Origin of the sequence: uncultured Faecalibaculum sp., assembly GCF_910588395.1 — a bacterium.
Lineage (GTDB): Bacteria > Bacillota_I > Bacilli_A > Erysipelotrichales > Erysipelotrichaceae > Faecalibaculum.
This window is the reverse complement of record NZ_CAJUPA010000004.1, coordinates 31,279-44,912: the sequence shown is the minus strand read 5'-3', so window position 1 is coordinate 44,912 and position 13,634 is coordinate 31,279. Positions and strand designations below refer to the sequence as shown.

Annotated in this window: 11 protein-coding genes; 5 read left to right on the top strand and 6 right to left on the bottom strand. The window is 55.2% G+C overall.

Features of this window, described 5'->3' with window-relative positions; all coding sequences use genetic code 11:
* Positions 1 to 4 precede the first annotated feature (4 nt).
* Positions 5 to 1,501: a PTS galactitol transporter subunit IIC gene (locus QZ305_RS01925; protein WP_294729806.1), complete on the top strand. Its 1,497-nt coding sequence runs from the start codon at positions 5 to 7 to the stop codon at positions 1,499 to 1,501.
* The gene (locus QZ305_RS01920) at positions 1,494 to 2,192 is read left to right on the top strand and encodes an L-ribulose-5-phosphate 4-epimerase (protein ID WP_294729805.1); all 699 of its coding nucleotides are present in this window, start codon (positions 1,494 to 1,496) and stop codon (positions 2,190 to 2,192) included. The genes QZ305_RS01925 and QZ305_RS01920 overlap by 8 nt, the downstream gene beginning before the upstream one ends.
* A 179-nt stretch (positions 2,193 to 2,371) precedes the next feature.
* Here QZ305_RS01920 and ppk1 read toward each other — a convergent pair whose 3' ends face one another.
* Positions 2,372 to 4,495, bottom strand: coding sequence for a polyphosphate kinase 1 (ppk1, locus tag QZ305_RS01915; protein WP_294729804.1), 2,124 nt, complete (start codon positions 4,493 to 4,495; stop codon positions 2,372 to 2,374).
* A gap of 75 nt (positions 4,496 to 4,570) precedes the next feature.
* On the opposite strand from ppk1, the gene QZ305_RS01910 reads away from it, so the two are divergent.
* Together QZ305_RS01910 and QZ305_RS01905 are read left to right on the top strand one after the other, a co-directional pair.
* Complete coding sequence (locus tag QZ305_RS01910) at positions 4,571 to 4,903, top strand: hypothetical protein (RefSeq protein WP_294729803.1); 333 nt, start codon at positions 4,571 to 4,573, stop codon at positions 4,901 to 4,903.
* 8 nt (positions 4,904 to 4,911) lie between these two features.
* Entirely contained in the window at positions 4,912 to 6,321 is a 1,410-nt protein-coding gene (locus tag QZ305_RS01905; RefSeq protein WP_294729802.1) for a hypothetical protein, read from the top strand.
* A 225-nt stretch (positions 6,322 to 6,546) separates the two neighbouring features.
* Here QZ305_RS01905 and QZ305_RS01900 read toward each other — a convergent pair whose 3' ends face one another.
* The 5 genes from QZ305_RS01900 to QZ305_RS01880 all read right to left on the bottom strand — a co-directional run bounded on the left by QZ305_RS01900 (position 6,547) and on the right by QZ305_RS01880 (position 12,350).
* Positions 6,547 to 7,494 (bottom strand): ABC transporter ATP-binding protein, encoded by a 948-nt coding sequence (locus tag QZ305_RS01900; RefSeq protein WP_294729801.1) that lies wholly within the window; start codon positions 7,492 to 7,494, stop codon positions 6,547 to 6,549.
* Positions 7,487 to 8,635: an ABC transporter ATP-binding protein gene (locus tag QZ305_RS01895; protein WP_294729800.1), complete on the bottom strand. Its 1,149-nt coding sequence runs from the start codon at positions 8,633 to 8,635 to the stop codon at positions 7,487 to 7,489. The genes QZ305_RS01900 and QZ305_RS01895 overlap by 8 nt, the downstream gene beginning before the upstream one ends.
* 9 nt (positions 8,636 to 8,644) lie before the next feature.
* A complete protein-coding gene (locus tag QZ305_RS01890) occupies positions 8,645 to 9,688 on the bottom strand; it encodes an ABC transporter permease (protein ID WP_294729799.1) in 1,044 nt (347 codons plus the stop codon).
* Positions 9,688 to 10,635, bottom strand: coding sequence for an ABC transporter permease (locus QZ305_RS01885; protein WP_294729798.1), 948 nt, complete (start codon positions 10,633 to 10,635; stop codon positions 9,688 to 9,690). The genes QZ305_RS01890 and QZ305_RS01885 overlap by 1 nt, the downstream gene beginning before the upstream one ends.
* Before the next feature lie 68 nt (positions 10,636 to 10,703).
* Positions 10,704 to 12,350 carry a peptide ABC transporter substrate-binding protein gene (locus tag QZ305_RS01880; protein ID WP_294729797.1) on the bottom strand — a complete coding sequence of 549 codons (1,647 nt, stop codon included), beginning with the start codon at positions 12,348 to 12,350 and terminating at the stop codon, positions 10,704 to 10,706.
* A 278-nt stretch (positions 12,351 to 12,628) separates the two neighbouring features.
* Here QZ305_RS01880 and QZ305_RS01875 point away from each other — a divergent pair, with 278 nt between their 5' ends.
* Positions 12,629 to 13,633: an ABC transporter substrate-binding protein gene (locus QZ305_RS01875; protein WP_294729796.1), complete on the top strand. Its 1,005-nt coding sequence runs from the start codon at positions 12,629 to 12,631 to the stop codon at positions 13,631 to 13,633.
* Position 13,634 lies beyond the last annotated feature (1 nt).

Sequence of the window (13,634 nt, the reverse complement as noted above, 5' to 3'; positions counted from 1 at the left end):
AGATATGTCAGTCATTACAAACGCAATTCAGTTCATCATTGATCTGGGGCCCACAGTCATGATGCCAATCATCATGCTGATCATTGGCCTGTGCATCCGGGTTCCGTTCCTGCGGGCCCTCAAAGGTGGCCTGCTGGTAGGCATCGGCTTCATTGGTCTGAATGCCACAGTCACCATCCTGACAGATGTGGTTCAGCCTGCTGTCAACAACATGGTGGAACTCTTCGGCCTGAATCTGACTGTGATCGATGTCGGATGGCCCAGCGCCTCTGCTATTGCCTTCGGTACAGCCGTTGGAGTGACAATGATTCCTCTGGGGATTCTGATCAATGTGGTCATGCTGCTGACCAAGACCACAAAAACCGTGGATGTGGATATCTGGGATTTCTGGCACTTTGCCTTCTCCGGTTCCATCGTCTATGCCCTGACCCACAACATGGTGCTGTCTCTGGTGCTTGCTTCTGTGAACATGGTTGTCATCATGGTGATTGCCGACCGCATGGCCAAAGCCACCGAAGAAGTGCTGGGTCTGCCTGGTGTCACGTTCCCGCATGGTCTGGCAGCTTCCTTTGTGCCCATTGCCTGGGTCATGGACAAGGCCATTGACAAAGTGCCTGGTCTGAACAAAATCCATCTGGATGAGAAGACCATCAACAAAAAGATGGGGCTCTTCGGGGATCCGGCGATTCTGGGGCTGATCGTGGGCCTGGTTCTGGGTGTGGCCGGTTTCGCCTTCATGCCGGAGCTGTCCACATCGGATAAGGTGGCCCAGATCCTGGTCATGGGTGTCACGGTCTCTGCTGTGCTGGTGATCACACCGAAAATGGCTGCGATCCTGATGGAGGGCATCATTCCGGTGTCCGAGGGTATTCAGACGATCATCCAGAAAAAATTCGCCGGACGAAAAGTCTATATTGGTCTGGATTGCGCCGCAGGGATCGGTCATCCGGTGGTTCTGGCAATGTCGGTAATCATGGTTCCCATTACGCTGCTGCTGGCAATCATTCTGCCGGGGAATGAGTTCCTGCCTCTGGTGGGACTGTGCGGGATCTGCTTCCAGTTCCCGCTGATTGTGGCAGTGACAAAAGGCGATTTCTTCCGAACGTTCCTTATTGGCATCGTGGTCATGGGGGTGGGGCTGATGATTGGCACCAGTCTGGCACCGCTGTTTACCAGCGCGGCTGCAGCCAGCCATTTCCCGATCCCCGATGGCGCGACACTGATCTCCAGCATCGACTATGGATCCAATCCCATTCCCTGGCTGCTGGTGCAGGCAGTCAACAACGGCTGGCTCTGGGTGGGCCTGATCGTGGCTGGTACCATTGCGCTGGCGATCTGGAACCGGAAGAAAATTCTGGAAGAGGAAAAGCTGGAACAGGCACAGGAAGCCGAGAAGCAGCAGCAGCGGGCAGCCCGCAGAGCGGCTCGCCGCGCGAAAACAGCGGCTGTGCAGAATGCCATGGAAGAAACAGATATCCAGTCGGGGCTGCAGGATGCTTGAGGAACTCAGACAGAAGGTCTGGGAACAGAATCTGCGTCTGAATGATCTGGGACTTGTTCTGTTCACCTGGGGGAATGTATCAGCCATTGACCGCCAGTCCGGTCTGGTGGTGATCAAACCCAGTGGCGTTCTCTATGAAACGATGCGCCCGGAGGACATGGTGATTACGGATCTGGAGGGAAATGTGGTGGAAGGAAATCTGCGTCCCAGCTCGGATCTTCCCACTCATCTGGCACTGTATGCTGCGGATCCGGAAATTGGCGGAGTGGTTCACACCCATTCTCCCTGGGCGGTGGCTTTTGCCCAGGCGGGGAAGGACCTGGAACCTCTGGGAACCACCCATGCGGATTACTTTCATGGTCCGGTTCCCTGTACCCCGGATATGCAGGTGGCAGAAGTTCAGTCTGAGTACGAACGGCATACCGGAGATGTGATTGTCCGGACCTTTCGGGACAGACACATTTCCTTCCCGCATACACCGGCAGTGCTGGTGAAAAATCACGGTCCTTTCACCTGGGGCAGAGATGCAGCGGAAGCGGTGTATCATGCAGCAGTGCTGGAGGAAGCAGCGAAAATGGCAGCCCTGACTTATCTGGTGAATGGCGATGCCGCACAGGCGCCGGCTGTTCTGCTGGATAAGCACTTCCGGCGCAAACATGGTCCGGAGGCCTATTACGGCCAGCGTGGCTGAATGAAATTCTGGACAATCGAATCATGAAACAAGCATCCCGTTCTTCTGCTGATGGCAGAAGTCAGGATGCTTTTTGACTGAAGATTCCGGCTGTAACGCCCTGCCGGCTTTGCCGTCATCGGCAGGAACAGAAACAGGGAGAGCGTCCGCTCTCCCGTAATACAGTCAGAATGGGACTATCAGCTTTGATGACGAAGACGGTTCCGCAGTCTCTGCATGAATCCCCGGGGAACTTCCGGTACGAACCGGTCTTTTTCCGCTTCCCGGATGCAGACGGCCTGGGAGTCATAGGGACTGTTGTCTTCCAGGTCAATGGGAAGATACCGTCCGTCTGATTTCAGTTCCCGGCGTTTCTGGTTGTCCTTGAGCAGGGAATCGAAGTAGGTCATGACACGGCGGCGAAGGGCGGGATCGGTCACCGGAGCGGCGATTTCCACCCGGCGTTCTGTGTTCCGGGTCATGAAGTCTGCGCTGGAAATATACATCTCCATGTCCTCATCCGGTCCAAAGACATAGATCCGGGAATGTTCCAGGAAGCGGCCGACGATGGAGTAAATTCGGATGTTTTCTGTCTGGCCTTCAATTCCCGGCAGCAGGCAGCAGATGCCCCGGACTACCATGGTGACGGGAACGCCTGCCTGACTGGCCTGCTGCAGCTTTTCAATGAGCTCCAGATCTGTGACGGAATTCATTTTCAGCATGATCCGTGCTGGTTGTCCTTCTTTTGCCCGCTGGATCTGCCGGTCGATTTTTTCCATCACCGCGGTTTTCAGCTGCTGCGGGCTGGTGAGCAGTTTCCGGTAGGCACCGTTGAGGTTGGAAATCTGCATGTTCTGGAAAAAGGCGATGGCGTCCTGCCCGATGACGGGATCGCCGGTCATGAGAGACAGGTCTGTGTACTGCCGGCTGGTTTTCTCGTTGTAGTTTCCTGTCCCGATCTGGGTGATGGTTCTGATCTGTCCGTGGCTGCGGTAGGTGATCAGGCAGATCTTGGAGTGCACTTTGTAGTTTTCAAATCCGTAAATCACGGTGCAGCCGGCGTTTTCCAGCCGTTCTGCCATGCGGATGTTGTTGGATTCGTCGAACCGGGCTCGCAGTTCCATGAGCACCAGAACCTCCTTGCCGTTTTCCGCTGCCTGAACCAGGTAGTCCACGACTTTGGAATTGTCCGCCAGGCGGTAAATGGTGATCTTGATGGACACTACGTTTTTGTCCCAGGCAGCTTCCTTCAGCAGCTTCAGATACAGACCGATGTCCTGATACGGATAAAACAGCATCACATCCCGGGCGGCGATCTGTGGAATGAGCGGCCGGTCTGGGTCCAGCTGCGTAGTGGACTGCGGCACAAAGGGCTGATAGAGCAGAGGTGCGGTGCGGCTGGCGGGGGCGCCGGAGACGACCTGGAACAGATGCTTGAGTTCCAGGGGAACCCGGGAGACAAACACCTGCTCCGGCGAGATCCGCAGATGGGAACAGAGATAGGACAGCACTTCCGGACTGGCGCCTTTGTAGAGCTCCAGACGGATGGCCGAGAGCCGGCTGCGTTTCTTGAGGATCTTCTTCATGTACTGCCGGTAGTCTTCGTCTTCCTCGATGTCCTTCTCATTCAGGTTGATGTCTGCGTTCCGGGTGACCCGGATGATGGTCTTGAACAGGACCCGGGATTTGGGGAACACTTTGTCCACATGCTGCAGAATCAGCTGTTCCACGAGGATGTAGTTGTCGCTGGTATCCGGTACAGGGATCACCCGGTCCAGAAAGGAGGGAACGGGAATGATCCCGAACCGCTTCTTTCCATTGGTCATCTGGAGTTCGCAGAAGATGTACTGTTCTTTGTTGATCAGATGGGGGAAGGGGTGATGGGCGTCAATGATCTGCGGCGAGAGCAGCGGCAGGATCTTGTGCTCGAATTCCTGCTGCAGGGATTTCTGCTGTTTCCGGCTGAGGTTTTTCCGGGAGACATTGGCCAGAAACAGAGCCTGCAGGGTTTTGTTGATGTCTTTGTAGACTGTGTCCCGCATGGCATACAGCCGTCTGGCATCCTTGTAGATGGCCTGCAGCTGTTCTTTGGGAGTCATGCCGCTTTTGGCGTCTGTGCGATCCGGATCAAACAGCATCTGATCATACAGAGATCCGCAGCGGACCATGAAAAATTCATCCAGATTGCTGGTGAAAATTGACAGGAACTTCAGCCGTTCCAGCAGGGGGACTCTGGGGTCCGAGGCTTCTTCCAGAACTCTTTGATTGAAACGCAGCCAGGAGATTTCCCGGTTCTGCGTGAATGGGTATCGTTTCTCTTCCATACCTGTATTTTACCATGGGAAGCCGCAGCCTCTGTCCGGATAAATCCCGGAAGGTGGTTCAGGGGAAAACCGGCGGTGCAGGATGAGAAGAATTGCCTTCAGACCGGATCCGCCGGGAATGCAGCCCGGGTACCTGTCCAGACGGAACAGGCGAAGCTGTATACCGTCAATGGCTCTGTCTCGGGGACCATGACAGCCAGCGCCACCACCGGCCAGGGCATTCCGGTGACACTGGATCTGGGATTCAGCGGCACCGGTACAGCTGATACAGGCAGTCTGACAGCCGGGGTCATGGTGAACCACCCGGTGCGGCTTTCTCTGGACAATCCTTCCTGGATCAGCGCCGGAACCGCCGAACCGGGAACGGTCTATGAAACGGCAAAACAAAAGGAGAACAGTTTGCTCTGACAGGCACGATGGATGCGTCCGCCATCCGGACACAGCTTTCGGAACTCATTGCTCAGTACCACACAGCCAGCAGCGATCCTGCCAGCATTCCGGTGAATGTGGAGGACCTGACCTTCACAGCGGTCTTCCAGCTGCCGGAAGGCGCTGTGTGGACGGAAACCGGAAAACCGGTCTTCACCGGATCCGATGCTTTCCGGGTGGAATCGGTCACCCTGAAAGATGACAATGTGACAGCGAAGCTGACCCTTGCTTTCCGGGTGGAATCGGTCACCCTGAAAGATGACAATGTGACAGCGAAGCTGACCCTGAACAGGCAGGTGAAAACGCTCAGAGATCTGAGGGATATTACGAATCAGACAGATGGCCTGCTGAGTCTGAAACTGGACGGCTTTTCCATTGCCGATGATGCCCCGGAGCAGACATATACATTCAGCGGATCGCTGCGTGGTTCTCTGAAGGCTGCCGCTGTATCCAGCACCGGCGCCCCCTTCGCCTTTGACCTGACATTCCAGGGTGTACCGGAAACAGCAAAACGCAGCCTGAAAGCCACGGTGAAAACAATCGAGCCGGAGGTCATCAGCAGGACAGTGCCGGAGAATACCACTGGTTCGGTGGAAAACACAAAGCCCGGCAACAGGTATCAGACAGAAGCCGGTTGGGAATTCACTGTCCGGGCAGCTGTGGATGTGCAGGGGCTGCAGAAAGAAGTGAACGCGCTGGCTGAGAAGTATGGACTCCGGGAATCCGGTGCCTTCCCCTTTAGTCTGCAGAACATGTTTCTGGAAACATATATTGCGATTCCCCAGGGTGTGAATGTGAATAATGCCCGGGCTTTCGGCAGCATTGAAGGAACCGGAGGGGGATACTTCCGGTATCAGGGAACTGTCCGGACTCCGGATGGCATTACCGTGAGAATGTCGCTGGATCCGGACCGGATCAGTACCCTGGCAGATCTCCGTACAGCCCTGGCTCAGGCAGCCAGAGGACTCACGGTGACGCTGAATGGACTGGATACCTCTGCGCCTGCAGGCACCAGGCTGACGATTCCCGTGGTCACCTCCGGTGAGCTGCGGTTTGAATCAGCCGGCAGAAACGGCAAGCCGGTCATTGTCCAGTATCAGCTGGAAGTCGTGAAGGATGAGACAGCCAGTGTTCTGGTGCTGAAACCAGAGAGTGCGCAGTCTTCTGATGACAGCCAGTCGCAGAACACGGCCGACAAGGTGGTTGCGCTCAAAGATATGCCGCTGGATCCGGCATCTGTCAGAGCTCTGGATGCTGTACCTTACCGGGAGGGCAGGAACAGGCAGCCGGTGGATACAGCAGACTATACACAAGCCGGTGTATTTGGCGGATTCCTGATCCTTTCTGCCATTGCCCTGGCAGCAGGCGCTCTGCTGCGCAGAAAAAAACGCAAATAGCGGAAAACAGCACGAACCATCGCTTCAGACCGCCAATACAGGTCTGAAGCTGTGCAGTCAGACGCTGATCTGTATATATGAAAAGGGCTGTACCCGGAGGATTGACTGGGTACAGCCCTTTTAAGGTGCAGGGACCGTTCTTTCACAGCCTGTCAGACAGCAGTATGCAGAAAAAAGCCGGGAGACGTCTATCTCCCGGTGATAAAGTTGCGTCAGATGGCTGTTTCAGGACAGAACCGGTGATTCAGCCGCTTCCTTTGTCCATTTGTCGAATTCTTCGTCTGTAGCCAGAACGTAATGGTCGCCCTCCACCAGATGACGGGTACCCTTGGTGTAGTCCACACCGGCTTCCTTCTGGTCATAGGAGAGGGAAATCCGTTCTTTTTCCACCACCGGGTTCGGCTCCGGAATGGCGGAGAGCAGGGAACGGGTGTAGGGATGAATGGGATTGCGGAAAATCTCGTCAGTGGTTCCGGTCTCCACCAGATGCCCCATGTGCATGACTCCGATCCGGTCAGAGATGTACTTGACCATGGACAGGTCATGGGCGATGAACAGAAACGCCGTGTTGTATTTCTTCTGAATCTGTTTCATCAGGTTGACCACCTGCGCCTGAATGGATACATCCAGGGCAGAGATCGCTTCATCCGCAATGATCAGCTGCGGATCCATGACCAGCGCCCGGGCAATGCCGATCCGCTGCCGCTGTCCGCCGGAAAACTGGTGAGGATACCGGTTGGCATGTTCTTTGGAAAGACCAACCAGCTCCAGCATGTCGTAGACTTTCTGCTTCCGTTCCTCTTCGGTTTTGTACAGTTTGTGGATGTCCAGTCCCTCCGCAATGATGTCCATGACTTTTTCCCTGGGGTTCAGACACGCCATGGGGTCCTGGAAAATCATCTGCATGTTCGTGTGAAGGAACCGTTCGTCATCCTTGCTCATTTTGCCGGAGATATCCCGGCCGCAGAAGGTGATCTGTCCATCTGTGGGGTCATACAGCCGGATGATGGAGCGGCCGGTGGTGGACTTGCCGGAACCGGATTCACCTACCAGACCATAGGTCTCTCCTTCATCAATATGAAAGTCGATGCCATCCACGGCCTTTACTGTGAATTTCCGGCTGATTCGGAAATACTGCCGGAGGCCTTTGACATCCAGAATGCGTTCAGACATTGATATCCGCCTCCTTCTTCATGCGGTCGATCCGTTTCTTCAGATCCTCGGGCATATCCACCTTCGGTGCCTCCGGTGCCGCCAGCCAGGAAGCCACTTTGTGGGTGGGCGTCAGCTGGAACATGGGCGGAGCCAGTTTCTCATCAATCTTCAGCGCGAACCGGTTCCGGGGGGCGAAGGCGTCACCTTTGGGCTCATGCAGCATGTTGGGCGGAGTGCCGGGAATGGTATACAGCTCATCATCGCTGGAATCCACATCCGGCATGGAAGCCAGCAGACCCCAGGTATAGGGATGACGGGGATCGTAGAAAATCTCGTTGACTGTGCCAGTCTCGATGATCCGGCCGGCATACATGACATTGACGTAATCCGCCACCTTGGCCACAACCCCCAGATCGTGGGTGATGTAGATAACCGACAGGTCCTTTTTCTTCTGGATTTCCTTGATCAGCTCCAGAATCTTGGCCTGGATCGTCACGTCCAGCGCGGTGGTGGGTTCATCACAGATCAGAACTTCCGGATCGCAGGACAGGGCAATGGCGATGACCACACGCTGCCGCATGCCGCCGGAGAGCTGATGGGGATAGTTCTTCATGCGCTTTTCCGCATCGGTGATGCCAACCAGTTCCAGCAGCCGGACCGCCCGTTTCCAGGCTTCCTTTTTCGGCGTGTTGTAGTGAAAGCGCATGGCTTCCATGACCTGCTTGCCGATGGTCATGGTGGGATCCAGGGACGTCATCGGATCCTGGAACACCATGGCAATGCGGCGTCCGCGGATCTCGGACTGGATGAATTTCGGCGTGCTCTTGACGATGTCCACTGTCTTCAGCTCTTCCGGCTTCAGGTAGCCTTCCGGAATGACACCGTCGTATTTCTCCTGCACTTCGGTGATCCGCTCGGGACTCAGGTCCGCATACGTGTACTCAATCGTACCGTTGTTGATGGTGCCATTGCCTGCCAGGATACCCATGACGGCTTTGGTGGTTACGGATTTTCCGGAACCGGATTCGCCCACGATGGCAATGGTCTCGCCCCGGTGCAGATCCAGATCCACACCACGGACCGCCTTGACATTTCCGCCGTCGGTCTTGAAGGAGATGTCCAGATCCCGGATTTTCAGTATAGGCTGTTTTTCGCTCATAAATCCTCCTTACATCTCTTTCATCTTCGGGTCGAAGGCATCCCGCAGGCCATCTGCCATCATGTTGAATGACAGCATCAGAATACCCAGAATGACCACAGGGATCACAACCTGATAGGGCGTGACGAGAATCGACTTGAAGCCGTCATTGATCAGCGAACCCAGGGAAGCCTGCGGCGCGGGAATGCCCAGACCGACCATGGCCAGGAAGGCTTCATAGAAAATCGCGTTGGGGATCGAGAACATGGCCATGATGATGATCTGGCCGAAGATGTTGGGCAGCACTTTCTTGAAGATGATGAAGAATCCCGAAGCGCCCAGGGTGCGGGAAGCAAGAATGAATTCCTGCTCCTTGATCTTCAGCACCTGCGCCCGGGTGATCCGGGCCATGCCGATCCATTCCGTCAGGATCAGTGCCACGATGATGGTGTACAGCCCCGGCTTCATGACCAGCAGCAGCAGGGTCAGAATGACCAGTGTCGGGATCGAGTTCACGATTTCCTGGAACCGCTGCATGATGGAATCCACCCAGCCGCCGAAGTAGCCGGAAATCATGCCGTACAGAATGCCGATGAATACATTGACCAGCACGGCGGTGCCGGCAACGAACAGGGAAATCCGGCAGCCTTCCCAGCAGCGGACCCACAGGTCGCGTCCCAGAACATCCGTGCCGAAGAAATGATAGGTGCCGGCCAGGTCGCCGGTGTACTGGACAATGCCGGACTGACCGGAGAACCAGGGAATCCATTCCAGTCCCGGAATCCGGGGAGACATGGACTGCTGCGCCGTGTCCACGCCGTCAAATGTGTAGTGGGAGACTGCGGGGCAGAGGAAGGAAAGAATCAGGAAAATGACAATGACAGTGGCGCCGATCAGCGCGCCTTTGTTGGACTTGAACCGGACCCAGACATCGTGCATGAACGTGGAGGAGGGAGCCACTTCATCATGATCGAACCGTTCCGGGATATCAATCAGTTCATAGTCCTGGGGCATCATGTGATAGCCTTCGAGAAATTCATCGAAGTCTTTCTGGTTTCTGACAATTTTCGCCATTATGCTTCATCCTTTCCAAGCCGGATCCGCGGATCGATGATGCCGTAGGCAACATCCACGATCAGCATCACGACGATGTAGAGAACTGAATAAAGGAAGGAAACAGCCAGGATAACGTTGTAGTCACGCACTTCAATGGCTTTGACCAGCAGCGACCCCAGGCCCGGAATCGCGCAGATTTTCTCGATGACCATCGATCCGGTCATGAGCCCGACAATGATGGGACCCAGAACGGTGATGACGGGAATCAGACAGTTGCGGATCGCATGGTGGAAAATCAGATGGCGGCGGGAAATGCCCTTGGCTTCCGCCAGCTGAATGTATTCGCTGCCCATGACTTCAATCATCTCCGACCGGGTGAACCGGGCCACGTTGGCTATGACACCCATGCTCAGCGCCACCATGGGAATGATCGAGGACTGAAGCGGGTTGCTGGAATTGTACAGAACCGGCAGCACAGGCCACTGCACACCCAGCAGGATCAGCAGCAGCAGGCAGAATACGAAAGAGGGGATGGAGACACCGATGACGGAAAGCACCGTGGCGAAGGTATCCCAGAAAGTGTTGCGGTTCAGGGCCGCCACGATACCAAGCAGAATGCCGAAAATGGTACCGATGATGACCGCGCCGATGCCCAGACCGAAGGAGACACCAATGCGTGGTCCCACAAGGGCGGAGACGCTCATGTTCCGCTGAATGGCATAGGAGATGCCGAAGTCACCCTTCAGCATGTTGCAGATGTAAATCCAGAACTGTTCCAGCACCGGCTTGTCCAGTCCGTACGCTGCGTAAATGGCTGCTTTCTGCGTCTCAGTCAGTTTTTCGTCATTGAACGGTGTGCCTGGCATCATTTTCATGAGCAGGAACAGCACCAGGACGATCACCAGCAGAGTCACCACAGAAATCGCCAGACGCTTCAATATGTATTTGATCGTTGACTTGTCCATGTTTTTCCTTTCTGATCACTGGCAAACAAGAAAGAGCTGCCAGTTGGCAGCTCGATCCACCCTGATCGTTACTCTTCGATTTTCACGTTCTTGTAGATGTAGGGGACACCGAAGGAGTGGTCTTCGATGCCTGTGACTTTGGGGTTCTTCAGGGAAGCACCGCCTACCTGGAAGATACCCACAACCGGAGAATCCTCCATCAGGATCTTCTCGGCTTCCTGCAGCAGCGTCCAGCGTTCTTCCGGTGTTTCCGCTTCTGCCGCTTCCTTCATCTTGGCATCATATTCCTCGCTGGAATATTTGCCGTAGTTGTAGGCGTTGCCCGTGATCATCAGGTTCAGATATGTGGTGGGGTCGGCGTAGTCAGGTCCCCAGCGGGTGAGCACGATGTCAAAGTCGCCCTGTTTCTGCTTCTCGATCCGGTTTTCCTTTTCCTGGCTGACCATTTCAATGGTGATGCCGTCCAGTTTCTGAATCTCGCTCTGGATGAATTCCGCGGCGGGTTTGGAAGGATCGGAAGGTTCGTAGAGCATCTTCAGCGTGATCTTGTCCACGCCCAGCTCTTTCTTCGCCTTGTCCCAGTATTCCTGTGCGGCCTTCAGACCGTCTTCGCCGACTTCCGTGTAGAACTTGTCGGCTGTCTCGCGGTAATCCTTGCCGTCAGGACCGGTGGTGAAGTCCTGGGGCACGAATCCGCCGATGTTGATGGAACCGTCTTTCAGGACGTTGTTGACCAGGTTGTCCCGGTCCACCACAGTGCCGATGGCTTTGCGCAGGTTGTCGTTTTTCAGGTACTCGTTGTTCATGTTGAACTGCAGGTACCACAGGTAGCCTTCCAGGAAGGTGTCGTAGGCTTCGTTGTCCTTGTACTTGTCCACCAGCGTGGAGTTCAGCTTGGTCCAGTCGGTGTTGCCGTTTTCGAAGTCCAGGGCAGACGTGGAGACTTCCGGAACGATGTTGACATCCATGCCGTCAATGGCCACGTTGTCCGCATCCCAGTAGTCCTGGTTCTTGTCCAGCTTCAGGCTCTGACCCTTTGTCCATTCTGTCAGGACGTAGGGGCCACAGGCCAGCAGACCATCCGGGGTCAGGGCGTACTGATCGCCCTGTTCTTCAAAGAATTCCTGGTTGATCGGGTAGAACACCGGGAATGTCAGCAGGGACAGGAAGTAGGGGCACTTTTTGGAGAGCTGCACTTCCAGTGTCTTGTCGTCCACTGCCTTGATGCCCAGATCCGTGTCTTTCTGGTCATATACGATCTCATCCGCATTTTTGATGCAGGCGCCGTCCTGTGTGAACAGATAGGCATATTCCGCTTCCGGACTCTTGGCGGTTTCGTTCCAGGCGAAGACGAAGTCTCCGGCAGTCACGGGGTCGCCGTTGGACCAGTTCGCATCCCGCAGATGGAATGTATAAGTCAGTTCGTCATCCGAGATGTCATAGCTTTCAGCCAGAGCCGGCACGACATTGCCGTCCTTGTCCATGGCTTCCAGACCATCCACGGTGGCGGCGATCATTTCAAATGAAAAGCCGTCTGTGGCATAGGCTGTGTTCATGGAAATGACATCGTTCTCCTTGGCCAGCGTGATCCGTTTCTTGCTGTCCCCGGAGCCTCCATCAGATCCGGCAGCGCCGGAGCCGGAAGCTCCCGATCCGCAGGCTGCCATGGACAGGCAGACCAGGCCGGTGCACGCTGCAGATACAAATTTCTTCATATCCCGTATTTCCTCCTCTTTCGTGTCCACCGCGTGAACACGTATGTCAACATTATAGACACATTGAAAATCATTTCAAATGTTTTCCTGAAATTTTCATTCTGAAAATCAGCACCGGAAACTGAAAAGGTCAAATCAGCGTTTTCAGCCTTTGCATTTTTCCGGAAGCGGTGACAACTGTGCCCTCTGTCACCGGAAAGTACCGGAGATTTCTATACAAACTGTCGTCCTGAGAGTAGAATGTAAACATTGAAAATTATGAAAGGGAGAGAAATTTCATGAAAAAACCATTCACATGCACCGCAATTGTGACTGCTGCCATGGTGCTGGCAGGCTGTTCCGGAAGCACGGACACAGCCGGGGGCGACGCAGGTCAGGAAGGCAAGACCGCCAAAATCGGCATCGTTCAGTTCGCGGAACACCCCGCTCTGGATGCTTCCTATAAAGGATTTGTGGAAACCATGGAAGACGCCGGGTATTCGAAGGACAGCTTCGACTACAAAAATGCCCAGGGCGATCAGTCCAACTGCACCACCATTGCCCAGACCTTCGTCAACGGCGGGGATGATCTGATTTACGCCATCGCCACACCCGCGGCCCAGGCTGCAGCCAACGAAACCTCCGACATTCCCATCGTGGTCAGCGCCGTGACCGATCCTGCCGCTTCCGGGCTGGCAGACAGCAACGACAAGCCCGGCGGAAATGTGACTGGCGCCAGCGACCTGACACCGGTGGAAAGCCAGATCAGCCTGCTGAAGGAACTGCTGCCGGATGCGAAGAAGATCGCCATCATGTACTGCAACGCGGAAGACAACAGCCGCATTCAGGCGGAACTGGCGCAGAAAGCCTGTGAGAAGGAAGGCCTGGAATACCAGGTTGCCACAGTGACGGACTCCAACCAGATCCAGCAGGTGACAGAATCCCTGATCGGCAAAGTGGACGCGATCTATGTGCCTACGGACAACCTGCTGGCGGAAGGCATGAGCACCCTGAGCAAAGTGGCCACGGAAAACCACATCCCCACCATTGTCGGCGAAGAAGGCATGGTGGAATCCGGCGGTCTGATGACCAACGGCATCGACTACTACGAACTGGGCGTTCTCGCCGCCAACCAGGCCATTGACATTCTGGAAAACGGTGCTGATCCGGCCGACATGGCCATTGCCTACTACCCGGATGACAAGTGCGAACTCATTGTCAACCAGTCCACGCTGAACAGCCTGGGCATCGAACTGCCGGCTTCCCTGAAGGACAAAGCCGAATTCATTACAGAAGAGGAGTAAA